This window comes from Dyadobacter sp. CY326 (genome assembly GCF_021390515.1).
GTDB lineage: Bacteria > Bacteroidota > Bacteroidia > Cytophagales > Spirosomataceae > Dyadobacter.
Map to the genome: position 1 here is coordinate 147,576 of NZ_JAJUXI010000008.1, position 25,315 is coordinate 172,890.

Below are 25,315 nucleotides of genomic sequence, written 5' to 3' on the forward strand. Positions count from 1 at the left end.
AAAGCAGGCAGCCCAAATCTCTGGCTGCCTGCTCACTTTAATTCACTCCAAAAATCTTACAAACCAAAACCTGTTGCAAGCCCTTTGACTGGCGTGCTGAATGCATATTTCAGTTGCGTCGCGCCGGTTGCTACATCCACGGTGTAGAAGCCTGTTGAGCCGCCTACTGTGAAAATCGCGTAACCCGTGCCTGTGAAATTTCCAATGTCAAAACCAATCGCTGCATCAACATCTACACCAAGCGGCTTGCCTGGTTGAAGCGTTCCTGCATTCGGAGGCGTTTGAACGTGAATCGTGTTCGATTGGCTGTCAATGTCATAAAGCGTTGTGCCTGTCGCAGCCGTAACGCCTGGGTAACTGTTGGTATAAGCTACTGCCGTGATTGAAGGAGTCGCAGCACCTAGAAGCAATGCGCCATCAACAATTGTAACGCCATTTTCAACGTTGATACGCAGGTTTTGACCGTTATCGCTCACCACACGCAGCCTGTCAGCAACAGGGTTGAAATCCACTCCGAAACGTGTTCCGCTAAGGGTTATCGCATTGCCCATCGCATCAGCAAGACCTGCGATTTCCGTTGCAACTCCACTTCCCAGGTCAATTCCGTATATTTTGCTGTTGCCACCTAATGCATATAGTTTGCCATTTACAGGGCGAATGTCAATGCCTTCTAATGTTACACCTGGAATCGAAATTGCTTTCGTACCATATTCGGCACCATTGGTTGGGTTAAATATTTTCAGGTTATTCGATCCGTCCAATGCATAAGCAACAGGCATTGAAGGAATTGCAATTCCCGTAATGTTTACGCCCGCAGGAAGGTCACCCAATTTTTGAAGCTCGCCCGTAGCAAGATTTACAAAGTCCAGCTCCCATTTTCCGTCAAATTTCACAGAAGCAATCGGGTAAACGTCAGCTGCATTTACGTCAGGCGAAATGTCAAAGCCACCCACTTCCGTAATATCCAATCCCAAAGGACCAACTGGCACAAGTGTGCCCGCATTTGGCGGATTTTGTGTGTACAACACATTCGCTTCCGCATCAATGTCATATAGTGTAGTGCCCGCACCGGCAGGAGCCGCAGTAACGCCTGCACGGCTGTTCGTATATGCAACAGCTCCCACTTTCGGACTAGCCGGGCCATTTAACGGACCATCATTTGCAACGACTGCACCAGTTTCAGGATGCACGCGGAGATTTTGTCCGGTGGTAGTTACAACGCGGATCTTATCCACAGTCGGGTTAAAGTCAAAACCAATGCTTCCGCCATTCAATGCGGTTGCGATTGGCGATGCGCCTACACGTGTCGCCTTGCCAGATTGATCGCCAGATTTAATGTTGATATGGTAAAGGTTGCTTGATGTGCTGATCGCATACAGCTGACCGGTAGCAGGACGAAAATCGATTCCTGCCAGTACATCGCCGCCTACAAGTCCCTCAACGGTGATCGTACGGATGGGTGTAGACGTATTACGTACATTAATTTCGTGGATTTGGTTGTTGTCCGACAATGCGTAAAAAATTCTGTCGGGAAGTGTTTGTTGCGTTGGCGGAACGCGGTGGTCTTCGCAGGCGGTGATGAATAAGGCCAATGCAAATGAGGCAGCAATTGCAAGGTGCCTGAGTGAATTGTTGAGAATTTTCATAAGCTCTTTGATTAATGTGAACAATGGTTTGAACCCATCTACGACAGCGCGGTCACAATGGATTATTTTATAAGCAATTTAATTTTGGCTTAATCTCATTTTAATAACACACCCTATGAAGTCAAACACAAAAGTTGTAATTGCTTGAATTTGTAATCTTTGGCATTCTTATTTAGTAGAAAGTTACATGCGCTATTCCCCCATTCCAAGATGCCCCAAAATCAGGTCCTCACCGGCATCACAAGATTTTTTCTTCAACTAATCCTCATATTCTTCATCGCAACATGGTTAAAACATTACTGTTATCTTTCTTATTTGTTTGTATCAGCGTCTCAGCGCTTCATGCACAGCAGACCGGCCAAATTACCGGGTCAGTGCGCACGGGTGAGACTGGTGAAGCTTTTCCGGGAGCCTCGGTTCAGGTAAAAGGCACAACAAACGGCACTGTTACGGATGCAAACGGAACATTCAAACTCAGCATTCCGTCATCAGCAACCACACTGATTTTTTCAGCCATTGGCATGCAAACCATCGAAGAGCCGATTTCCGGCAGAACCATCATTGACATCTCGCTCATTCCCAATCCGGAAGAACTTAATGAAGTTGTCATTACAGCGCTTGGCCAAAAGGGAGAGCGCGACAAATTCGCCTCATCCGTATCCACATTGGAAGGAAAAACAATTGCGCGGTCCGGCGAGACGAGCTTGCTCACGGGACTTAGCGGAAAGACATCCGGAGTGCTTATCACGCGCAACGGCGGCGATCCGGGTTCAGGCGCTTACATCCAGATCAGAGGCCAAAACACGATCAATGGCAATGCGCAGCCATTGTTTATCATTGACGGAGTGCCCGTAAGCAACGCCAGCGACAATGCGGGGACAGCGGCAAACAATGGCATCATCCAACAATCGCGGATTAATGACATCAATCCCGAAGACATTGAGCGGATGGAGGTTTTGAAAGGCGCTTCCGCGGCAGCTTTATGGGGAACGCGGGCTGCAAACGGCGTTATCGTGATCACGACCAAAAAAGGACAAGATTCAAACGGCAAGGTCAACATTACATTCAAATCCGCTGTTTCTTTCGACCGGGTTAACAAGATGCCGGCTTTGCAACGTACATATGGACAAGGGACTGCCGGGCTTTACCAGCAAGGAAATCGGAACAGTTTTGGCGATCTGATCGCGAGCCGATCCGGCGGGGCCGACACTTACATTAGTGACCCGGCTGCTCCTGGTTACCAGGGCGTGGTCGTTTTTCCGGACGGCACAAGCCGTTATGCCATTGCGCCCGGCACAGCTGCCAATCCGCATGGCGGAAAGAATGACGCAAGCACTTACGATCATACCAAAGACGTATTTCAAACCGGGCACTTCACGGATAACAGCCTGAACATCAGCGGCGGTGATAGCAGATCAAATTTTATGGTCAGTTATTCCAATCTCAATCAGGATGGCGTTATCAAGGCTTTCAGTAATTACAAGCGAAACACTGCCCGGGTCAATGTGGGGAGTCAACTTACAAACTGGCTCAGGGCTTCGGCCAATGTGGGTTATACCAAAATGCAGTCTTCCCGCGTCCAGGAAGGCGATAACGTGGAAGGAATCATGCTGGGCGGCTTGCGGACGCCTCCGGATTTTGATAACACGCATTCCACCGGAACATTCACCGATCCAGCCGGACAAGTTTTTAACAATGCGCATGTTTCCTATCGCAATCCTTTGGGGAAAGATTTGAGCACCATTTACTCAAACCCGCTTTGGAATATCAATAACAACACCAATACGAGTGACGTGGACAGGCTTATCGGAACATTACAGCTCGACATTACACCCGTTTCGTGGCTCAACATTACAGGACGCTCCGGCGTGGATAACTTTACGGATAATCGTTTAGAACGGTTTGCGAGAAACTCCGCCTTGTATACAAATGGTTTTTTGTCTAAAAACTGGATTTCGGAAAAGCAGTTCAACACCGATGTGTTTGCAACCGCCAGTAAAACATTCAACAATCAATTTGGCGGTTCATTTTTGCTAGGCGTCAATTACAACAGCCGCAGACGCGCCACACTTTCGGGCGCAATCAGCAATCTCATTGTTCCGACGGCACCGGATATCCTGACCAATGCGCTGAATTCCAATCTGACGGCGAACAACTATAATTCGCTCATCCGAACTTACGCATATTATGCTCAGGCCGAATTGCAGGCATATAATATGCTATTTCTAACGCTTACCGGCCGGAACGAGAGCGCATCAACATTTGGCTCTAAAACCAAAAACAGTTTCTTCTTCCCGTCGGCTGCGTTGGCGTGGCAATTTACCAAGCTGAGTGCATTGGATCACAGCACGTTCCTGAGTTTCGGTAAACTGCGAGTGACCTGGGGGCAAGTAGGAATTCAGCCGCAACCTTATCAAAACTTCACGACTTTCGGGCCGGCATCCTATGGAGATACATTCACCCGTGGAATTGCATCGGCCAGCGCATTGTATGGCGGCGGATATGTTCGCAGCACCACGGCCGGCAATGATTTGCTGCGGCCTGAACGCAAGTCCGAGTCCGAAATTGGCGTGGATCTGCGTTTTTTGAATAATAAAATTACGTTTTCAGCCACAGGTTACAGCAACCGGACCAAGGACGTAATTCTGGCATTGAATGTTCCGAGCGGCACGGGCTACACCATTCGCAATGTCAATGCAGCTGCACTTTCTAACAAAGGTTTGGAACTGGACGCGAGTGCTAATCTGCTCTCAAAAGGTGATTTCAACTGGAATTTATCGGCGAACTTTTCGCTTAATCGCAGCAATGTAATTTCGCTGGCAGGCGCCTCGGTTTACACTTTGCCCGACAGTTACATGCAAAATTCTTCCCTGATTCCCGGGCAGCCTTTTGGCATTTTCTATTCGACCGATTTTCTTAAAAATGAATCAGGCGCTTATGCCCTGGACGCAAACGGATTCCCGCAGGCCGGCACGCAAAATGAGATCATCGGAGATCCAAACCCGAAATGGCGCGGCGGATTAGGAAGCACATTCGCATATAAAAACCTGTCTCTTTTCGTGCTGTTCGACCGCATTGCGGGCAACGATTTCTTTAACGGAACGCGTGGTTCGCTCTATAATTTTGGAACGCATGACGATCAGGGGCACACGGTGATCGCACCGGCGGGTGGCCTGAAAGATGTGAATGGCAACACCATTGCAGAAGGAACAGCTTTTCAGGGACAGATCAAGGATTTTGGCGCAGGGCCGGTTGCCATTAATCAAGCCTGGTGGCAAGGACGCGGAACGGCTTCGACCTCAGCTTCTTACAAACAGTTTGTAGAGGACGCCAGCGCATCGCGTTTGCGTGAGATCACGCTTACTTATAGTTTGAAAAGCGCAGCATTCCGCCGCTTCACCCATTTGTCCAATGTAGATTTCAGTCTCACGGGTCGCAATCTGGTTTTGTGGACCAAATACACAGGCACTGATCCGGAAGTGAACATTTCCGGCGCCGGACTTTCGCGCGGCCAGGACTGGTTTACCAACCCAAATACGAAGTCGGTTCTGTTCAGCGTGCGCATTATGTATTAATCCAGTCCCAAAAACGGGAAAGCGAAACTTTTGAGATCCACAACATTTAGAAAATGAAAAAAATATTTGCAATTAAAATAATGCTGGCGCTGATATTGGCCCAGGTTCTGGGAAGCTGCGAGCAAAGTTTCGATCAGCCCGACATTCAAAATAACCCCAATGCAGTAACTGATGTGGACGTGGCAACATTGCTTGCCGGCACCGAGCTGGGCGTGTCGATGTTGCACGAAGACACCGATGTGCGCATCGCCTCCATGTGGGCGGGCGAACTCGCTGGCTTGTCGCGGGCGCATCAGGGTTTTGGGCAATACATTGTTTCGTCCCAAAGTTTCAGCTGGAATGTGCTGTATCCTGTGGCCAGCCAGGCACGCCTGATCCAGGTTAAGGCGGATGCAGTTGGTGACAAATGGACCAAAGGCGTCGGTCAGGTTTTGGAAGCGCTCGTCATTGCCAAAGCGACTTCGCTTTATGGCGATGTGCCTTACAGCCAGGCATTTGATGAAACAAATTATCCTACACCGGCTTTTGACAAACAAGCGGACATTTACAAAGCGCTTCAAACCACGCTGGATGATGCAATAACGAACCTTTCCGCTCCGGCCGGACTGGCTTTTGCACCAAAGGATTTTTTGTACAAAGGAGATGTAAGCAAATGGAAAGCTGCCGCTAACACACTCAAAGCCAGGCTTTATCTGCACACTGCAGAATATGATAATGCAATTGCCAGTGCTGCCAAAGGCATTAAAAGGCAGGCAGCGGACATGCTCATTCCGCATGGCACCAGTCTGGGCGTTGATATGAACCAGAATTATGATTTCTTCCGCGTTAATCGTGCGGGAGACACCGGTTTTGACGGAGCCTACTTGCCCAAATTAATGCAATCCCGCATTGCATCGGCTAATTTGAAAACGGATGAAACTGCGCTTTACAACCATTATTTCAAAACGGGAATCATCGCGCCAGGCAGTCTCGATGCCAACACAACCGACGGCGCTTTTACGGCAAGTTCGTCACACCCGATTTTAACTTTCTATGAAAACGAACTAATCATTGCGGAGGCGCAAGCACGGAAAAACGCAACTTCGGAAGCGCTTGTTGCATTGAATGCAGTCCGCGACGGATTGGCCAAAGGTTATCTCAACGGCGCAACATTGCCATCCGCAGGGCGAAAATATGAGCCTTACTCATTGACTGATTTTTCGGGAACTGGTCTTGCGAATGCAACAAAGGCAGCGACGGTTCAGCAAGCACTGCTTTTTGAGATCATTGCACAGCGTTACATGATCTTTTTGATGCAATATGAGGCTTTCAACGATTATCGGCGGCTGGCGAAAGCCACTCCCGTTGTGCAGTTACCCATTCCGTTATACGTTGGCAGCCGCAAACCGCAGCGGTTCATTTATCCGCAAAGTGAAATAGCCACCAACCCGAATGTGCCCGCTCCCCTGCCCGACCAATTTACCAATGTTCCTATTTTCTGAAATCGCAGTTACTAATTTATGAGGAGCAAAAAAATACCCGCCTTATCGGAAAATACGAATTTGCGTTATGCCAATTTCATCGCATTGTATTTTGCCGAAGGGCTGCATATGGGAATGCTCTTTGTGGGCATTCCCGCATGGCTGGCCATGCAGGGCAAAACGCCAACCGAGATCGGCGGCTTTGCGGTGGCTTGTTCCCTTCCCTGGACATTCAAATTCGTCGCCGCACCATTGATGGACCGCTATGCGTATTTACCCATGGGCAGAAAACGGCCGTGGGTCATCGGTGCACAACTCGGGTTAACAGCCAGCTTCATTGCATTGGCTTTTGTGCCCGAACCGCTGCAAAACCTTGATTTACTGATGGTTGCAGCATTCATAGCCTCATTCTGTGGCGCATTGCAGGATGCAGCCACAGACGGAATGGCCGTGGATGTGCTGGCAGACCACCAACAGGCGCGGGCAAACGGATTCATGGGAGGCGCGAGAATGATCGGCAGTTCGCTGGCCTTAGCTGTCGGCAGCTGGATCTTGAACGTGTATGGCTTCACCGCTGCGATTCTGACCATTTCTGCCATGATCGGGTTAATGACTATCGTTCCGATTTTGCTTCGCGAGCAGCCGGAAGAAAAACTCCTGCCATGGGGACCAGGCGTTGCTTCTTCGCAAAATCAGACCTTGCAGGTCACAAAATGGTCGACGATTTTAACGTCCTTGTACAGTCTTTTCAGATTAAAGGATTCGCTGCTTGTGGCTGCATTAATGTTCGTTTCCATGGGTTCTTATAATTATTTTGAAACATTGCTTCCCATTTTTGCCGTCAAAATTACGGGTTGGACAAACACATTGTATTCGCAGGCTTTTGCAACCGCTGACCTGATCGGCGGCATTGCAGGATTGCTCATCGGCGGTTATCTGATCGAACGTTTTGGAAAAAAGCGCATGATCGGCATTTACTTTTTCCTGATCATGTCCATCACGAGCGCGCTCATTTTATCAAAATCTCTTTGGGAAAACAGCACGTTCCTTTACGGCTTCATCATCGTTTACAGATGGCTCAACGCATTTGCCAAGATCGGGGTTTATGCTATCGCCATGCAATGTTGTTCCAAAAAAGTTTCCGCCAGCCAGTTTACCTTTTACATGACGCTTGGCTCGCTCGGCTCAATGGTCGGCGCAACATTGATAGGGCCAATGAAGGAAAATTTCAGCTGGGACGTGACTTTTTTCCTGTTCGTTGTTTTGCTGGCATTCGCCTGGCTGATCATGTACATATTGAACATTCCAAAACTGACGAACCAGATCGAGCATTTTGAGGATACGGATGTGCAGCGTCAGGTCGATACGATCACAATTTGATAATGCACACATAACACCCAACTCGGCGCATAGCGACACCTTTGTAAAACATGACTTTGTCATATGCAAAGAAGGAAACTTTTGCAAACCCTTGGGATAGCCGCAGGTGGGTTTTCCCTGTCAAACATCACGGAAGCAAAACCCTTGCAGCCGAAGCGCGCACTCCGCATCGCCCACCTCACCGACATTCACATTCAGCCCCACTTGTGGGCCGGGCGAAGTTTTGAAAAATGCCTGCACCATGTTCAGAATCTGCCCGTTAAGCCTGATCTTATTCTCAATACGGGTGACTCGGTAATGGGCTCTCACAGCGTTTCAAAGGAGAAATCTTTGAAAGAATGGCAGCTTTATCACCACATTACATCTTCTGAAAACAGCATTCCGACGATTTCATGCATCGGAAATCACGACATTTGGCATCCCGAGCCGGGCACATTCGGCGATGGGAAAAAGCGGGCAATGGACGAAATAAAAGTCGCCCGTCCTTATTTTAGTTTTGACAAAAACGGCTGGCATATCATTGTTCTGGACAGCGTGCAGTCTCGCCCCGAGGGAACGGGTTATCTGGCTAATCTCGATGAGGAGCAGTTTGAATGGTTGAAAGATGACCTGCGCGACACGCCCGCGCACGTTCCGGTGCTTGTTGCGTCACACATTCCCATACTTTCAGCCTGCGTTTTCTTTGATGGCGATAATCTGAAAGACGGCAAATGGGTGGTGCCCGGCAGCTGGATGCACATGGACGCCGCGCGGCTTGTGAAACTTTTCGACAAGCACGACAATGTAAAACTTGCAGTAAGCGGCCACATTCACCTGCTCGACCGCGTGAATTACAACAAGGTTACCTACTGCTGCAATGGCGCTGTTTCGGGAAATTATTGGATGGGAAAATACAAGGAAACCAGCCCGGGTTATGCCATTATTGACCTTTTCGACGACGGCTCATTTTCGAATGAGTATGTGAAATATTAATAAACATTACGAGTCGTAAAGCTCATTTCAGCACTTCTGGAATGATATTCGCTATGCGTGGAAAAATTTAGTTTAATCCACCACAGCTGTATGCCGGTTTTACTTCTTGCGTTAATTTTAACGAACTTCTTCACGATCGCCTTTTTGGGCCTTGAAATTTATCTGGTCCGCGAATGGTATTTACATAACGATATCATCGGCGATTACGACTACGCCCAGCGCTGCCTCATCGGCGCGATTGCTTTGCTTGTTTTCCTGATTTTTGGAAAAACCCTGATACGCATGCTTTTAAGCAAAAGCGCCAAAGGCGTCGAAGAACCAACGGCTGAGCGCTTTGACGACCAGGTCCAACTGGAAAGACCCGACGGAAGTGTGATCAACATTGAGCAGGGAGGAGTGAAAGGCAAGCAGACCATTGTCTTCATCCACGGCTGGAATTCCAACAGCATGCAATGGTATTATCAGAAAAAATACTTCGCAAGCACTTACCATCTTGTTCTCATGGATCACCCGGGTTTGGGCAAATCGAAACGGGCTAAAAACAAAGATTTCAGTTTGGAAAAGCTTGCTGCCGATCTCGATGCGGTCATTGAAAAGTCGGGTGCGAAAGATCCGATTTTGTGGGGACACAGCATGGGCGGAATGACGATCCTGACTTTTTGCAAGGTTTACAAGCACAAACTGTCCAACATCAAAGGCATCATTCTGGAACACACGACATTCACAAACCCAACGAAAACAGCCATTCTGAGCAGCATTCTGCCGAAGATTCAAAACTCCGTATTAAAGCCGATTTGCTGGTTAATGGTCATATTATCACCATTATTGTGGCTAAGCAGATGGATGAGCTATTTCAATGGCAACATGTTGATCATGACGAGATTTCTGACTTTTGCGGGAACACAAACTGGCAAGCAGCTGGATTTTGCCAGTTATCTCGCCGCCATGGCTCCGCCTGCGGTGACGGGCAGGGGTGTTTTGGCAATGTTCGAGTATGATGCCACGAGCACGCTTCCTGAAATCGAAATTCCTACATTGATCATTGGTGCAAATAAAGACCGCCTGACCAAGCTCGACGCAAGCGTCATCATGAACCAGAAAATCCCAGGCTCAAAGCTTGTGACATTGCAGCCCGCAGGGCATATGGGATTTGTAGAGCGAAACCAGGAAGTTAATCAGGCCGTAAGCCAGTTTATTTCTACGGGGACATTGAAACATAGTAATTATTAGAAATTTACTTTGTCAAAAAAAGTTTATACCCTGGTTCTAACCGAAAAAAATGGGCCGCACAAAAACAATTGTGCAGCCCATTTTGATTCATTGCTATTCGCTACCTATCTCACGATCAACTTTACATTGTGATTATCCAGTCCGTTTGCTGTAAATTGAATGTAATACAAGCCAGGCGTTAAGGCGCCCTTCGCTTTTATTGTTAACGTATGTGCTCCCTCTGTATTCGACACAGATGCGCTAACCAGCTGGCCTGTTATTGAATACATTTTGACTGACTTAATATCCACGTTCTGAGCCGACAGTGTAAAAATTCCCTGGTTAGGATTTGGGTAAACTGCATAATTTGATGCGTTTGAAGGAGTTTTGACAGTGATGATTCTTGAAAGCTCAGAAGTGCCTTTGAAGTCATTTTGTTTCAATTGATAATAATAAATTTGTCCCGGCTGCACTTCAATGTCCTTGAACTTGTAATCGCTGACCTGGCTTGTCGTCGCCTGACCGGCTACAAAGCCGATCTTTTCAAAGTGTTTGCCATCGACACTTTTCAACACATCAAAACCCATGTTATCTTGTTCATTTGCCGTTTTCCAGATCAATTCAACTGCTTGTTCGTAAGCAGTTCCATTGAACGAAATGTAGGTTACCGGCAAGGCTTTGTCCAAACTCAAACCGATGAGCACAGGATCGTGGTCAGCAGATCTGAACTGGTCTGCATTGTAGAGGCTGGTAACCTGGCCTGGTGATTTGAACTCGGTGTTGTAGTCCATCACACTTGGCTCGTCTGCATTTATGTGCCATTTGGCCGCACCGGTCACCTGCCTGCTCAAAGAAACGCTGGCCAATGCGTGATCCAATGAACCGATCTGACCGTCAAAAACATAGGAATAGGAAGTTGCGGGGAGCAGGTTTTGATATCCTTTTGTTTGCAAAATTGTTAGCGGTTCTTCCTTTGCATATGCGTTCAAATCTCCTAAGATCAAATAATCGGGATCAATGCTGCCGGTTGGTTTCAATGCAAGCCAGTTTGCCAGGTCTGTTGCTTGTCGGCTGCGCGTTCCATTTGAAAAACCTTGCCCGTCACCTGCATCCGCGTCTCCTTCTCCTCCCGAGCTCGATCCTTTTGATTTGAAATGGTTGACAACCACCGTAAACTCCTCACCGTTTGTATTTTGTGTAAATGTCTGCGCCAGCGGTCTGCGACCAACCAGATCAAATGCAGCGCTTGTCGTCAGTATGGCCGCATTGCCTTTGGGCGTTACTTTTCCGATTTTGTAAACGATTCCGACTGTAATGGCGTCCGTTGAAATGGGACCATTGGCCGTTGAGGGATTTATGAACGCATAATCAGCACTGGATTCAGGATCGGCATTTAGTCCGTTTACCAGATCTTCAAGCGCGGTTGTCGTCGTGTTGCCATTGTACTGGATTTCCATCAACCCGATCAAATCCGCACCCGACCGGATCAATGCTTTGATGATTTTCGCTTTTTGTCTGGTAAATTCTTCGGCCGTGTTGGCTCCCCGATAAAGATCACCGCTCGCATCCAGATTTACAAAGTAATTGAGCACGTTTGCACTCGCCACGGTAAGTGTAGGAGATCCCGAAACGGGGCCGCCTGTTAATGCGGGCGGGGTTACAGGACGGGGATTTGATGGAAGGAAATTCACGCCGGTTGCGGTCTGGATTCGGTAACCTTCCAGACGCTCGTCCAAAATCCCGAGAATGCTGGTAACCTGGTCGCCACCACGCAATGTGTTGGAAGCGCTCAGCGGATTACCGCCGCGTCCGAAGATGATCGGGTCCGGGTTTTGACGCGTGCTGCCATCGTCAAGCAATATTTGCCGTTTTGCGTTTTCAGCCAGATAAGCACTGTATGCACTGGCATCAGGCGCATTGAACTGTGTGAACTGGTCGAGGCGAGCATCCGTCCCGGCCTGGTCACCTGAACCCGTCGCAGAAAGCAAAACTTGTCCATAACGGCCCAGCTCAAAAAATTCTGTAACTGTCAGGTTTCCCGTTGCGGCGCTTAGTTCAGTCAGCATTCCTTCATATCTTTCCAAATCGGCAACATTTGCAACCGGCAATTGGATGGCAACCGGCGTAGGCAATGTCGCAGGTCCCAGATTTGTGAAGTTGGTCAATGTTTTCAACTCAGTCAAGCGCGTTGTTACACCGCTCGTCGTGCTCACGAAATCGACGACCGTGCCCGTTATGTTCACTTTGTCGCCTTGATTTGGCGTCACGACGCCCACTGGATCGGCGGCAACATTGAAAACAAATATGCCTTCTGATGTGGCAGGATCTGCGTCTGCATCCGCATCTTCTTCTTGCACATAAAAACCATTGAGACCGGTGGCCCCGATGAACGTGCGCGTAACCACGCCTTCAATTGTGTAATCTCCGGTAAGTGCAGCCAGCTGTCCGCTTCCCTGGATTGCACTAATTTTTGTTGTCGCTCCTGGTGCTGCAATGGTTGTAAAGTTCCAGGTTGCAGGATCGGTAATTCCGGCGAAATCATTGTCAGCTGCGTCACTGAAAGCGCCCGCCGATAAAGTCACCGAGTATGACTTGCTATTTGCCAAAGTAACACCCGAAATGGTCACAACCTGATTACTCAACACAACATTAGCCGATTGTATATCAATCACTTGCGTAGTGTTATCGGTTGTGTTGGTAATGGTGAATGCGCCTGTCTTTTTAACAACATTTTCAGAAAAGGTAAGCACCAGATCCGTTGTTAACTGGACATTTGCAGCATCATCCTGCGGTGAAAGCGAACTGATTACGGGCGCTATAACATCTGGTCCAGAAACGCTTTCTCCAATCGTAACATCATCCAATGCAATGCGGTCGCGACTGCCTGTCGTGCCAACCGATGATTCCCAGTAAACCCATCTCAACTGCACCAGATTCTGGTTTTCAAGGGCCGCTGGAAGCGTCAGGGAAAACGTGGCGGAAGTGCCTGCCGTTGTTCCTGCAGTGGAATAAACATCAGCAGCTGTGCCCAAATCCGAAAAATCGCCAGTGTCCCCGATCCTGTATTGTAAGGCCAGACTGTTGTCCCTGCTGGCTTGTTGCTGGATCGTTCGGGCGGTCCATTCCACCAGGACATTCGTTTTTCCCAATGTGTTGATCGAGATGACCACCGCACCGGCAGCATTGGAGCCGGAGGCCAGAATCGCTATTCCGTTTTCTCCATTAGTTCCTGCGTTTTGCCATCCGCCAGCCGTTGCGCCGGTCAGGTAAGGCAGGTCGCCGTTTGCCGGACTGGTTGTTCTGGTCGTTGGAATGGCGGCGCTCGTCGTGCCAAAACGGTGCACACCAACGCCATCGGGAAGCGTCGATCCTGTTATTTGAGTAAATGAAAACGGTAACGGTTGCGCGGGTGGCTGAGTTTGAGCAAATACGTGCGCACTTATGCCGAATATCCATGCGGCAATAAGGGCAACCCTCCATTTCTTGGTAGAAAAAAATCGCTTCATATTTATGTAATTAGTTGTTAATGATTCTCAGAAAAGCAATCAAACTATGCTGTAATGGTTTCGGAATGTCCAACGGTTGTTGCGATGGTTGGTGATGTAATTGTGGAAACGTAGCGCCATTCGCTCACGATTTGGCTCACGCTAAACTTGGCCATCACATATCCTCTTCTGGACGCATCCAGATATTGCAGGTCGTCAACCAGCAATGCAAGCGCTTGCTCGAAGCCGCCCAGGGAAGCCGGATCGGCACCAAGATATTCTTCAAAACCGGGTGAAGTCACTGAGGATGTAGCCAGTTCGCGGCCTGCTTCGCTCTTATCATTTGCTTTTAATTGCGAATACCAGCCATTGTGTGAATCGCCCGACAGCGCGATCAGCTTCTTGCCTTTGGCCAATGCATACACGATTTCACGCTCAACCGGATAACCGTCCCAGGCATCCAGATTGTAAGGAAGCACTGTTTGAACGCGTGCAATTTCCTGCGGTGTCAATGTTGGATCATTGGCCAAAAGACGACCTTTGATTTGCGTCAATTGAAGTAGAAGCGTCTGGAACATTTTGAATGTGGCAGGACTTGCAGAACCCGCTGCGTCCACCTCACCTACAATTTGCACGATTGCGAGCAGCAGTTCAGCAGGAACATACATTTTTCCCATCAAAACCTGTTGTCCCAAAACCTGCCATGCGCCTTTGCCCGCACCTATGGCTGATCCAAGCCAGCTAAGCTGCTCTTTTCCGAGAATTGTCCGGTTTGGATTCAGCCAGTCTTTTTGAAAGGCGACAGCATCCAGACCTGACTGGGTAAAATAATTGGCATAAGCAAGCTGCTTGTCGCGTCCGATAATGCGGGTGTCGAGCATATGCAAATCCAGGATATTGCCGAACGAAAAGCTTCTGTAAATTTTCGCGTCAACGAGCGTTCGCACGCCAATGTATTCGTGATAGGCTTTGATCGCACGTTCTTTTCTGGCCTGGAAATCGCCTTCGTTCTGGTTATGATTTTGCGCGCCATCTTTGAAAGCATCATTGGCAACTTCATGGTCGTCCCACACACAAATGAAAGGTTTCTTCTGGTGCGCGAGCTGCAATTGCGGGTCGCTGCGATATTGCTTGAAACGCGTGCGATAATCGTCCAGCGACAAGATTTCGTTGGCCGGCAAGTGAAGGCGTTTCAGCGCGATCGTGTCCGGATTGGAGCCATACTGACCAGCGCCATACTCGTAAATGTAATCACCCAAATGCAAAACCACATCTGCGTCGGAAGCCGCGATTGCGCCGTAAACATTGAACAGACCGGCAGGATAATTGGAACACGAACACACGGCAAGCTTCACCTCATCCGTCTCCCCGGCCTTTGCCAGCGTTTTGGTTTCACCCGTTGGCGAAATGATGTTCGCATTGGTGATCGCAAACCGATAATAATATTTGGTGTTCGACTTCAAGCCGCTGATATCCACACTCACCGTATAATCATCATTAACCGAAGCATCCAGCATTTCCGTTTTGATGATTTTGGTAAAACCGGCATCTGTCGCCAGATCATAGGTCAATGTCACTTTTTGTGAAGATCCATTTGCGGGGGATACTCTTGTCCAAAGGATCATTTGACTGTCTGTCGGGTCAAAACTGGCTACGTTGTAGTCGAAGCTACCGTTTTGATTGGGATCATTGGGATCGGGAATGTTGTGATCGGTGCAGCTCCCCACCAGCACGGTTGAAAGAATGACTCCTCCCGCTCCCATTACAGAGCGTTCCAAAAATTTGCGGCGATTGATCGTAGCATTGCCTTTCATACAGTCACGGATTAGTTGAGATTAATCCATAAATCTACCATCCGCATATTTCCATGATGTAACCAGAACTTTAAATTGCTGTTAAGCCCGCACTTAAATGACACATTCTTTACATCCGCGGGCAGAACTTAACCTGGCGGTAACACGCGTCCGATTAATTTCGTGTTAAGTGAAAAGATTGTGTTGGGCAAGAAGATTGAACTGATCCGCGCAAATGCTTTAATATGAAAATATCTCACACAAATATTCAGCTTCGTCCGTCTGAATGGCCGGTTTATATCCTGATTGCTGTCTTTCTTACTGCGGCCTTGGTTTTGATATTTACCATTAAAAACCTGGCATTATTTTCGGGGAACCCTGTTTCTTCTGCCAATGCGGAGTCTGCATTTGCAGCAAATCATGGAGGCGTGCTTATTTTCAGTAAAACGGACGGGTTCAGGCATCACTCCATTGAACCCGGCATTGCGGCGTTAACGAAAGAATGTGCCAATAAAGGCTGGGAAGTGCATGTAACTGAGAATGCTGCATTCATTAATCCAAAATATCTCGTTCCTTTTAAAGTGGTGATTTTTCTGTCCACAACGGGAGAAATCTTTGATGATAAGCAAAAAGCGGCCTTTCAAAACTATATGGAAAATGGCGGCGGCTATGTGGGCATTCACTCTGCGTCTGACACCGAGCACGGCTGGGAATGGTATGGAAACTTGCTGGGGACATTTTTTCGCGATCACACTTTTTTGCCGCATATGCCCGAGGCTGAGCTGGTTACCGAAACCGCATTGCACCCGGCAACCCACGGTCTGCCCAAAAACTGGCATAAGGAAGACGAATGGTATAATTTTCAGCAAAATGTCCGAGGCAAGCCGGGTTTTGAAGTTCTTCTCAGCTTAAATGAGCAATCATACAGTTCTGTTTGGCGCAAAATGAATGGCGATCATCCCATATCATGGACGCACGAGCTGCCACGCGGCAGAATGTTTTACACTGCGTTGGGCCATAATGCGCAAACATTCAGCGATCCCAATGCGATGCGTCATATCATGGGCGGAATACAATGGGCGGGGCGGCTCTGAAAGATCAGCTCTCGCTGGGAAACTTGACGCCACTCACGTCTTCGCAAAAAGAGAAAAACTTTTCCTGAACACGCACATCGTCAGCCTGACGTAAATATCGGTCTTGCTTTTTGTGGTGCAAATATTGCCCGCTGACCTTCGATTGACTATCGCTGCCCACCAGCCAAACCTGGGTTTCAATGCCTTTGGCCAAATTATCGGGTGCGCCGGGGCCGCCCATCTTTGTTGGCACCCAGCCCGGATCTACGGCATTAGCGTAAGTTTTCGGCCATTGCCGGGCAACGGCCATCGCCATAACCAGATTATGAAATTTTGAATCCGAATAACTTGCGCTTGGCTTAGTCAACTTTAAACCATTCAGATCAGCGTCAGCCTGCTTGTGCATTCCCGAACTGAGATAAATCAGTCGCTTTGGCTTATCGATCAGACAGGTAAGCACATAAGGCGCAATGCTGTTGACGGCGAGCAAAAGCGGCAGCCCGTCCTGACTAAGCTCGTTTTCAGGAACCTGAAAAACGCCTGCATTGTGGATTACGGCATCAAAAGCGCCCAGTTTATTGACTTTTGAAGCTAAGTCTTTTGTTTCCTCAATGCTCGACAAATCCCCGGTCAGTATCGATTCTGCACCCGGCACTTTTGCCAATCCGTATTTTGCACGCTGTGCGTTGCGTGCGTGCAGCACCACGCTATGGCCCTTGTGCACGAGCGCATTTGCCGCCAACTGCCCAAGCCCATCGACTGAGCCCGTTATGAATATCCTTGCCATAAGTGGTGTTTATTTTCCCTGTGTCATCCCAAAAAGGATAGGTTACAATTTTAGTGCCTCCCGATAAAATATTGGCGGCCCTGGTCCTGTCACCTCGCAATCTGTAACAAAATGTTAATTTTAGCCGACAATAACACCAATTGCCTGGCTCCAATGGCAACAAGCGCGTCTGGATTTATCAGGGCAAACCGTATGTGGGGCTGGCTGTGGGGCTTAATCTCAATTGATATGAAAATTGAAAGTCTGGCAAGTTGCGACTTGCCAGACTTTATTATATTCAGGCACTTACCGCACCGCTTTCAACTTTCTCTTTTTTTGCGTCTTTGTGGTTTGCTTTTCCGGCATCCTGCTTACCCTTTGCTTTTTCCTCCTTCTTCTGCTGCTTAACAGAAACCTTAACCACTTTTTCTGCAAGACTTTTTGCCGTCTTCTTAATGGCTTTTGTTAATTTTTTACCCTCGCTTTCAGGGTTTTTCAACTTTTCTTGAAGCGTTTCGGCGATGCTTTTTGCCAGTTCCTTTTTTTGACCTTTCATCTGATGTCAGTAGTTTTTGCGTTATTTCTAAACAAAAGTACTATTAGTTTGCGGCTTGCAATGTTAAGTTTTTGGCACGCTAACTGATATACGCAGACGAATTCTACCTGGCTTCACCATACTACGCAGGGTTTTGAGAATAACATAAAGTTCATAAAGACCGCCTGTATCTTAACATTTTGATAAAATACGCGGGTGTAGTTTTACTGAAAACTAAAATTCGCTACAATGAAAAAATTTTTATCTTCTTGCCTCAGCTTTGCTGCCGCAACTGCGCTTTTAAGCAGCTGTACGGATCATGAATTACCAACGGAAAACTATCCTGAAAAAGCGGAAGCGTCCAGCTCGAAAATCCTAACAGAAGTAAATGGTGTGAAGGTTTACAATGGCGGCTTTGGCTCAGCAATCGTTCAAGATCCAAACGACCACATGGCGTTTTATCTGCTGACGGATCGCGGACCAAACATTGACGGTAATGTTGCCAACTCAAAAGTATTTGCATCGCCCAGCTTCGTGCCGCAAATTGGCAAGTTCCGCCTCGTCGGTGATCAGCTTGTTTTGGAAAAAACCATTGAATTGAAAAACGATAAGGGCGCTTTTTTAAATGGCTTGCCAAATCCTGCGGGCTTTGGGTTCAGCGGCGAAACAGCATTCGATGTCATGGGAAATACATTGCCAAACAGCGTGGACGGTCTTGACTCTGAGGGCCTTGCAATGGCTGCTGATGGAACATTTTGGGTAAGCGACGAATACGGCCCGCACCTGGTGCATTTCGACGCGAACGGCAACACGCTCGAACGCATTAATCCTTTCGGAAATGGAAAAGGTGGCAGAAAAATCCCTTCCGTATTTGCCAAGCGCAGACCCAACCGCGGCATGGAAGGCCTTGCAATCACTCCTGACGGCAAAACATTGGTGGGCATTATGCAATTTCCTCTCTACAATCCTTCCTCGGCAGCCATTTCCGGCTCTGTCGTAACGCGCATTCTGGCTTACGACATTGCAAGCGGAACGAGCAAGCAATACGCGTATTTGATTGACAAGGCCAATCTCCAAGCCAACAGCGAAATTGCAGCAATCAGCAACACGAGCTTTCTGGTGCTGGAACGTGACGGCGAATATGCAACCAATGCGAACAAGGCTTCGGTTATCAAGAAAGTGTACAAAATAGACATCTCGCAAGCGACTGACATTTCAGATCCAGCTGATTCTGAGAACGGCAAATTGTATGGAGGTCTTACCGTCGAGCAATTGAAAGATGCAGCTACATTGGCTACAAACGGCATTGTGCCTGTAACAAAAACACTTGTTGCCGATTTGATGACGGACATTCCAACCTTATATCCGCACGATAAAGCCGAAGGCATTGCAATCATCAACGCAACCACGATTGCGATTGCAAATGATGATGACTTTGGAGTCGTTGGCGCAGGATCATACACATCTAAAATCCTCCCTGCAACGGGTGCAGTTGACCGCAACACAATCTACTTTGTGAAGTTGAAACAACCGCTTTGGTAACATTGAAATAAATCATTTTTTAAATTGCGAAAAGGCTGCACAAATCCACTTTGTGCAGCCTTTTCTATTTCTAAGAGATAATAACTTCGTTTTTTGTGAATTCCCCTCAATCAAAAACCAACCGAACCGATAAGTGTTAAGGCCGCTTTTTGACCGGCTTGCTCTTTGGTGTTTTGGGCGCACTTTTGCTTTTTCGCAAGTCGTCGTCATCCTCTGTCCGCCGCTTCTGCATGGTTTCTGTCCTGTCGATTTCTTCTGATTCGGAGAATGCTTTCCAGTCAAATTTCTCGTCAAACGGGTCAAGCGCTTTTTGCGGATCAAACAAACGCGGGTCAATGGCGACTGCATTGTAAGGCGTGAAATCGGGGTTATCCGTAAACAAATCGTTCATATCCGAAGCCGTCGCGTCATATTGGTTCAAATACGGAATGCCCAGGATATGCCAGAAAGTTTTGAAAATGCTGCCAAAACTGTAATGCTGTTTTCCAATATAATTCCTTTTAATGTAAGGCGAAATGGCCATCAGAATGCTCCTATGCGCGTCCACATGGTCGACGCCTCCTTGTGGATCATCTTCGGTGATCACGATCAGCATATTTTTCCAATATGGCGTATGCGACAAAAATTCAATGGTGCGCCCGACGGCCAGGTCATTATCGGCCATGTAACTTTCACCGAACGGAAATCCCGCACCCGGCCGCTCATTCGTTCCATGGTCATTTGGCAGCATCAATGTCAACATGGAGGGAAGTGTTTTGCCGTCACCCATCCACTTTTCGTTGAATTCTTTCATGAAAACATCCGTCCGGAACTGGTCGGGGATCGCCATGTTGAAGCTGGGAAATGTCTTCGACGATTTGTCAAAAATTGGCTCGGGAACGGGATAGTTGACCATATACAATTCGCCAATGTGCTTCATGGTGCTGTCCGAATAATTAGCTGCCATTTCTAACCCAAAACCGAAGTTGAAAAAATCCTTCTTGTTCCGCTGCAAATGATCCCACAGCGAGCCGGCTTCATTGTAATCTTCGGGATAAATGCTGCCGGCAGAGCCATAAAATGCCAGATTTCCGGGAGCCGAAGATGTGTCGAGCATGTTACGGCCGCCGCCATACGCAGCCGCGGTTCCGGTTTCCACCCACTCGTTCGGATAGGTGTTCACGAGCCAGCGGTGCCCGTCGGCGGAGACGTCCGAGTCACAATAATAGTTATCCGAAATTGCGAATTGTTTCGCCAGCGCCACGTGGTTGGGCATTACATCCACGCCTTTGAGCGCCACTGTTTTCTTTCTGTTTGCAAAATTTCTTTTTAGTCCAAATCTGGCAATGGTGGAATCGCCGTTCCCGGACGCGAGCTGACCAAAAACCTCGTCATATGTCCTGTTTTCCTTTGAAATAAAAACAATATGCTTGATCGGTGACTCTGATGCACCCGGGAAAACCGGGACCGGATTTTTGGGATTGGCAGCAACCTGTGTGAATATGTAATTGTTGTCCAGCACTTTTTTGGTCAAAGCGGGCAGCTCGCTATCAACCGGGATGTCAATCACAGAAACCGTTCCTTTCATCAGGCTGCCAATGTAACTTCCCTCGCTTCCCAGCTTGAAGTCCTTCCCGCCGTTCGGTCCGCTGCCCAGACCTTTTGCATTGCTCACAATGAGCTTTTTCCCATCCGGACTTACCTTCAATTTGCTTGGAAACCAGCCAGTTGGAATATGCCCGATCACTTTCATCGTTGGAATGTCAATAACAGCAACTGCATTGATTCCTGCTTCGGCAACGAATAATCTTTGCTGATCGGGCGAGACGGTTACACCAAAAGGAATGAGGCCGCGAAGGTTCCCAAGCCGTGGTTCGGGATTCAAACGCAGGGTGTTGACGACAGTGTCTTTTGCAATATCAATGACCGAAACGCAGTCATTATTCCCGTTGCTGACAAACACAAATTTGTCCGTCGCAGCCAGTGAATTAGGACTGCTCCCACCTACGGCCGGAAAATCTTCCACCATTTGACCCACCAGAATCCCGGTTTTGATCTTCGCTTTTACAACAGGTTTTGCATTTGTCAGATCGTAGCTCCAAACAGAGAATGCTTCGAGCACATTCGGGTCACCCAATGCAGGAACGCCCTTTTCAGGGATTCCTTCCTTCATTTCTTTGGAGCCATACTTGCTCGAAGGCCATTCGTGGGCGGTTTCTTTCAGGTTATTTTTATCAAGATCAGTGAAAGGTTTATATTCAAAAACACCAACATTGGCCACGTAAATGCGTTTTTCATCCGGCGAAAGGCAGATCCCGAACGGATAGCGGCCGGTGGGAATGTTGCTGATAATCCTGTTCGTTTTTGTATCAATCACCATCATCCTGAACCCGATCTGATCCACCGCGTAAAGCGTCGATCCGTCCTTGGTCAGCACCATATCACCAATGTATCCGTGATTGTATTTGTTGCCGTTTTCAGTCGCGTGGCAGTTGATTGTCAGCTTCTTTTTGCCCGTGTCAAGGTCAAAAAGGAAGATTTTGTTGGTTTGACCGCCTGCGACATAAACCGTTTTGTTATCCGGCGTGATGGCCAATCCCATAAAGCAGGCTTCCAGAATGCCCGCATCTGTTTTAGGGCCGTCAGGAATTTGCCTAACCGATGGGTTTGCGCTCAAAATATTCTTTAACACACTGATTGAAAAGGGGTTAATGCCCGAGTTTGCTGTAATAGCAATGCTCCCGTCAGCGCTCAATGCGAGGCCATATGGATGCGGTGCCACGGTCAGTTGCTTGCCCGTGGGCGTGACATATCGCCCGTTGGGAATGATCGTTTTCCCGTTTTCGTTTTTCTTTAAATACTCCTTGCCCGACGGCGCATTGGCGACCCATTTTTGAGCCTGAACAAAAGGTGTTTGAACAAGAAATAAAACAAAGAGGAGTTGATAGCCTTTCATGATATGGGTTGTAAAATGCTAATGTACATAACAGCAAATCTATATGATCTCCCTGCTGAAAAACGATTAACTAATTACCAATTTGTTATGTTAAATATTCGGCAGATTAAATAATGGCAACATGAAATGTTCTGGTCCTACTAATAAAAGTGCAGCTTTATTTTACATGAGCCGTTTTCTTAAATTTGTTAAATCAAAAGAGAAATTCCCCGTATGCTTGCATCAATAAATCCTGCCTTAGTCCGCGTTCAAAGTCTTCGATACACGCTTTTATTGCTCATTTCAATTACAATTTCGTCTGCCCATGCGCAGGTGAAAATTGCTGCGCATCGAGGCGGCTTGTATGATCAATTTCCGGAAAGCGCCATGTCGCTTTTTGATTTTACAGCTGATGCCTTTAAGAACGACACTGTATTTCTTGAAATTGATTTGAGAAAAAGTAAAGACGGAACATTTTATCTGATGCATGACGCAACGGTTGACCGCACTACGACCGGCAAGGGTTTGGTGGAAAATCTAAGCGACGAATATTTGAACGCGCTTTATCTCAAAACGAAAGACGGAAAAACCACGACAGAGCACATTCCGACATTCACGGAAATGCTGAAATTCATCCGCCACCGCAACGTCAATCTGATGCTGGACATTAAGGCGCCGGTTCACAGGGAAGTCCTTGAACAGGTGAAAAAATCCAGGTTAGAAAATCGGATGTTGGTCTTAACATTCAAAGATGAAATCACCGCGGAGGTAGCCAGTGCGAGTCAAGATGTATTCATGTCGGCTTTGATAGAGACGCCGCAGGCTTGGGAAAACTTTAAGCAAATTCCGGTGCAATCCGGGAAACGAATCGCCTACATCACCAATAGAACTCCCGCATCATTCATTTCAACGCTTCGCAAGGAACGCGTGCTGATCATGGCCGATGTAAGTGAGGATTTGCGCAACGGGGGAAAACCTTTGCAAACAGAGGGTTATCGTGAAAAAGTCAAAAATCAGGATTTAGACATCCTGATTTCTGACTTTCCCATTGAAGCGCGTGAAGCACTTGGATCTGCTAAGAAGCGTGTTCCATAAGCGTTTCAACTTCCAGGTCATGCAGTCCTGCAACGCCGTCCAGCAGCATATTAAACGCTTCTTCCAACATTTGAGACGTGTGCTGCGGTGAGGCGGACAGCACCAAAGTTTCCGGATTAACGGCGAGCGCATTGGCGCACATGCTCCAATCCACCTGCGACTTCCATATCATGTAACGCGCACCCAGTTTACCGCACCATTCTGCCAAATTTCTAAGCTCCTGCTCTTGTAATGCTTGATTTGTATCCTCGGAAGGGCAATGTAAGACAGCCCAGGGATCAAGACGTTTTATCTGCATTTCCGAAAATTGCTGCCCGCCTGCCTTGCCGATTGTGACGAATCGGATGTTCCTGTTCTGGCAAATTTCGCGCGCTGCATTGGCGAAATCGCCGCATTCGTCCAGGATCAGCACGGGCTGGCAATCACTTTCTGTTTCCGGCGTCGGCTCCAAGGAATCGTCTCTCCACGAAGACAGCAGCCGGCCGTCGCGCTGCCACCAGCCTTTGCGTCCGAGCACAGGATGCGCGAAAGTAAGCCCGGCATTGTGTGCTTCAATCATCTTTGCCAGCGCCGTCGGCCTGAGCTGATTATTACTGACATCAAAAACCCCGGCTTCATACACGCCCCAGGGTTGGGTTACGAGCTCATTCCAGCCATAAAGTCCCAGCAAAGCCCACACCGTGACAGCTCTTATATCCACGCCTTCGGACCGCAAAAGCGCCGTTGTTTCCAGCATTTGCTTCAACCAACGCATTTGCTCTTCCCGCGTGCTGTATAAGTGACATTCGGTGATGGTCATTGGTAAGCCAAGACGCTCCCAAGCCTCCCGGATCAGCACGCCTGGCCCCGTTGGCTCATCAAGCCGGACCCTCGCAACCTCCACATCGCTGTATTCGTGAATGCCGTTTCCACCATGCGTTTTTGGATCATACTTGTGCAGATTTTCGTCTAGATGGCGCTCAGAGGTCATGTAATAATTGAACCCGGCGATGGCAGGTTTGCAGTTATTTTCCTGGAAATAACGCAGTTGCTCCGGATCAACGCCGGCTTCAACCATGCGTTTCCACATGTTATGTTCCGGTGTCAGCGTTCCGCATATTAATTCATAAGAAAGCCACCTGCGCTCATTTTCGTGCTCGGTCTGATAACGCAGCACCGGTGTGCCGTAACTTTTGCCCAGGTCGTCTGTCTGGATCAGTTCTGCTTTCGGATTAATCTTGCGGATTGCGCGCATAGCCAGCACCGTGGCCTTGCATTCACTCATCAGAATTTTGTAAAAACTCAATTCATCTTGAAAGTGTGGATACCAATGCCCATATAAGCCACAAAATCGGGCTGTCGTAAGTGGTTCATTTACTGGCGTATAGTGAGAAATCCACGGAAATTTCCGGGCAACCTGTGCGGCGTAATCTGCGAGGCCTTCTTCAAAACTGCCGTCGAAAAAGTTCACGTGCCTGGGTCCGCTTCCGTGATGCACAAGGCCCGCAATGATCGTCATTCCCGATTCGCGGATCTGCTGCAATTTTGTTTCGGTGCAACGCCAGTCAATTTCTGCACCTGGCTCCGGCTGATGCCTTTCCCATATAACAGGATAACGCAAGGTCTTAATTCCGAGCGAGGCAATCAGGCCAATGTCGCCATCGCGATCATAATGTCCCGCATATTCCAGCTGGTCGAAGTAACTGTCGTTCACCCGATTTATCGTACATTCGAGTCCTCCCCAAATTTCAATAGTATTGTTAGATGTTTCCATAATGGCTCCATTAGGTCAAAAGCGCTTTTCACGAGTCCTGTGAAAGTTGCGGCGCTTGTAATAAATCCCATACCAAACCCAGCGACAATCCGCTAAATTTTGAATTTTGTCCCTAAT

At 48.0% G+C, this 25,315-nt stretch carries 15 protein-coding genes; 8 read left to right on the forward strand and 7 right to left on the reverse strand.

The features are described from left to right. Window positions 1-56 precede the first annotated feature (56 nt). Window positions 57-1,646 carry a DUF4394 domain-containing protein gene (locus tag LZG73_RS17115; RefSeq protein ID WP_233852778.1) on the reverse strand — a complete coding sequence of 530 codons (1,590 nt, stop codon included), beginning with the start codon at window positions 1,644-1,646 and terminating at the stop codon, window positions 57-59. A gap of 284 nt (window positions 1,647-1,930) precedes the next feature. Between LZG73_RS17115 and LZG73_RS17120 the strand changes: the two genes are divergently transcribed. The 5 genes from LZG73_RS17120 to LZG73_RS17140 all read left to right on the forward strand — a co-directional run bounded on the left by LZG73_RS17120 (window position 1,931) and on the right by LZG73_RS17140 (window position 10,263). Next, the gene (locus LZG73_RS17120; protein WP_233852780.1) at window positions 1,931-5,221 is read left to right on the forward strand and encodes a SusC/RagA family TonB-linked outer membrane protein; all 3,291 of its coding nucleotides are present in this window, start codon (window positions 1,931-1,933) and stop codon (window positions 5,219-5,221) included. A 53-nt stretch (window positions 5,222-5,274) separates the two neighbouring features. Beyond that, complete coding sequence (locus LZG73_RS17125) at window positions 5,275-6,702, forward strand: SusD/RagB family nutrient-binding outer membrane lipoprotein (protein WP_233852781.1); 1,428 nt, start codon at window positions 5,275-5,277, stop codon at window positions 6,700-6,702. A gap of 18 nt (window positions 6,703-6,720) precedes the next feature. Beyond that, the gene (locus LZG73_RS17130) at window positions 6,721-8,061 is read left to right on the forward strand and encodes an MFS transporter (protein WP_233852782.1); all 1,341 of its coding nucleotides are present in this window, start codon (window positions 6,721-6,723) and stop codon (window positions 8,059-8,061) included. Between the two features lie 63 nt (window positions 8,062-8,124). Continuing rightward, window positions 8,125-9,033 carry a metallophosphoesterase gene (locus LZG73_RS17135; RefSeq protein WP_233852784.1) on the forward strand — a complete coding sequence of 303 codons (909 nt, stop codon included), beginning with the start codon at window positions 8,125-8,127 and terminating at the stop codon, window positions 9,031-9,033. 90 nt (window positions 9,034-9,123) lie between these two features. Further along, the gene (locus tag LZG73_RS17140) at window positions 9,124-10,263 is read left to right on the forward strand and encodes an alpha/beta fold hydrolase (RefSeq protein ID WP_233852785.1); all 1,140 of its coding nucleotides are present in this window, start codon (window positions 9,124-9,126) and stop codon (window positions 10,261-10,263) included. 104 nt (window positions 10,264-10,367) lie between these two features. Here the strand turns inward: LZG73_RS17140 and LZG73_RS17145 are convergent, their stop codons facing one another. Next, on the reverse strand, window positions 10,368-13,748 hold the full coding sequence (locus LZG73_RS17145; RefSeq protein WP_233852788.1) for an ExeM/NucH family extracellular endonuclease: 3,381 nt from the start codon (window positions 13,746-13,748) through the stop codon (window positions 10,368-10,370). 44 nt (window positions 13,749-13,792) lie between these two features. Then, window positions 13,793-15,541 carry an alkaline phosphatase gene (locus LZG73_RS17150; protein ID WP_233852789.1) on the reverse strand — a complete coding sequence of 583 codons (1,749 nt, stop codon included), beginning with the start codon at window positions 15,539-15,541 and terminating at the stop codon, window positions 13,793-13,795. A gap of 224 nt (window positions 15,542-15,765) precedes the next feature. On the opposite strand from LZG73_RS17150, the gene LZG73_RS17155 reads away from it, so the two are divergent. Then, complete coding sequence (locus tag LZG73_RS17155; RefSeq protein WP_233852791.1) at window positions 15,766-16,614, forward strand: ThuA domain-containing protein; 849 nt, start codon at window positions 15,766-15,768, stop codon at window positions 16,612-16,614. 4 nt (window positions 16,615-16,618) lie between these two features. On the opposite strand, the gene LZG73_RS17160 is transcribed toward LZG73_RS17155, so the two are convergent. Together LZG73_RS17160 and LZG73_RS17165 are read right to left on the reverse strand one after the other, a co-directional pair. Further along, window positions 16,619-17,380, reverse strand: coding sequence for an SDR family NAD(P)-dependent oxidoreductase (locus tag LZG73_RS17160; protein ID WP_233852794.1), 762 nt, complete (start codon window positions 17,378-17,380; stop codon window positions 16,619-16,621). A 277-nt stretch (window positions 17,381-17,657) separates the two neighbouring features. Beyond that, entirely contained in the window at window positions 17,658-17,915 is a 258-nt protein-coding gene (locus tag LZG73_RS17165) for a hypothetical protein (RefSeq protein ID WP_233852795.1), read from the reverse strand. A gap of 228 nt (window positions 17,916-18,143) precedes the next feature. Between LZG73_RS17165 and LZG73_RS17170 the strand changes: the two genes are divergently transcribed. Further along, the gene (locus LZG73_RS17170; protein ID WP_233852796.1) at window positions 18,144-19,436 is read left to right on the forward strand and encodes an esterase-like activity of phytase family protein; all 1,293 of its coding nucleotides are present in this window, start codon (window positions 18,144-18,146) and stop codon (window positions 19,434-19,436) included. A 136-nt stretch (window positions 19,437-19,572) separates the two neighbouring features. On the opposite strand, the gene LZG73_RS17175 is transcribed toward LZG73_RS17170, so the two are convergent. Then, window positions 19,573-22,371 carry an alkaline phosphatase family protein gene (locus LZG73_RS17175; RefSeq protein WP_233852798.1) on the reverse strand — a complete coding sequence of 933 codons (2,799 nt, stop codon included), beginning with the start codon at window positions 22,369-22,371 and terminating at the stop codon, window positions 19,573-19,575. A 213-nt stretch (window positions 22,372-22,584) separates the two neighbouring features. On the opposite strand from LZG73_RS17175, the gene LZG73_RS17180 reads away from it, so the two are divergent. Further along, window positions 22,585-23,445 (forward strand): glycerophosphodiester phosphodiesterase family protein, encoded by an 861-nt coding sequence (locus tag LZG73_RS17180; protein ID WP_233852799.1) that lies wholly within the window; start codon window positions 22,585-22,587, stop codon window positions 23,443-23,445. Here the strand turns inward: LZG73_RS17180 and LZG73_RS17185 are convergent. Further along, window positions 23,426-25,198, reverse strand: a complete 1,773-nt coding sequence (locus LZG73_RS17185) for a family 1 glycosylhydrolase (RefSeq protein WP_233852800.1) — start codon at window positions 25,196-25,198, stop codon at window positions 23,426-23,428. The genes LZG73_RS17180 and LZG73_RS17185 overlap by 20 nt on opposite strands. Window positions 25,199-25,315 lie beyond the last annotated feature (117 nt).

Coding starts and splice junctions, on each gene's coding strand:
- LZG73_RS17150 (WP_233852789.1), bottom strand. CDS start 15,541: ATGAAAGGCAATGCTACGATCAATCGCCGCAAATTTTTGGAACGCTCT.
- LZG73_RS17115 (WP_233852778.1), bottom strand. CDS start 1,646: ATGAAAATTCTCAACAATTCACTCAGGCACCTTGCAATTGCTGCCTCA.
- LZG73_RS17130 (WP_233852782.1), top strand. CDS start 6,721: ATGAGGAGCAAAAAAATACCCGCCTTATCGGAAAATACGAATTTGCGT.
- LZG73_RS17185 (WP_233852800.1), bottom strand. CDS start 25,198: ATGGAAACATCTAACAATACTATTGAAATTTGGGGAGGACTCGAATGT.
- LZG73_RS17140 (WP_233852785.1), top strand. CDS start 9,124: ATGCCGGTTTTACTTCTTGCGTTAATTTTAACGAACTTCTTCACGATC.
- LZG73_RS17155 (WP_233852791.1), top strand. CDS start 15,766: ATGAAAATATCTCACACAAATATTCAGCTTCGTCCGTCTGAATGGCCG.
- LZG73_RS17120 (WP_233852780.1), top strand. CDS start 1,931: ATGGTTAAAACATTACTGTTATCTTTCTTATTTGTTTGTATCAGCGTC.
- LZG73_RS17160 (WP_233852794.1), bottom strand. CDS start 17,380: ATGGCAAGGATATTCATAACGGGCTCAGTCGATGGGCTTGGGCAGTTG.
- LZG73_RS17135 (WP_233852784.1), top strand. CDS start 8,125: ATGCAAAGAAGGAAACTTTTGCAAACCCTTGGGATAGCCGCAGGTGGG.
- LZG73_RS17125 (WP_233852781.1), top strand. CDS start 5,275: ATGAAAAAAATATTTGCAATTAAAATAATGCTGGCGCTGATATTGGCC.
- LZG73_RS17145 (WP_233852788.1), bottom strand. CDS start 13,748: ATGAAGCGATTTTTTTCTACCAAGAAATGGAGGGTTGCCCTTATTGCC.
- LZG73_RS17175 (WP_233852798.1), bottom strand. CDS start 22,371: ATGAAAGGCTATCAACTCCTCTTTGTTTTATTTCTTGTTCAAACACCT.
- LZG73_RS17170 (WP_233852796.1), top strand. CDS start 18,144: ATGAAAAAATTTTTATCTTCTTGCCTCAGCTTTGCTGCCGCAACTGCG.
- LZG73_RS17165 (WP_233852795.1), bottom strand. CDS start 17,915: ATGAAAGGTCAAAAAAAGGAACTGGCAAAAAGCATCGCCGAAACGCTT.
- LZG73_RS17180 (WP_233852799.1), top strand. CDS start 22,585: ATGCTTGCATCAATAAATCCTGCCTTAGTCCGCGTTCAAAGTCTTCGA.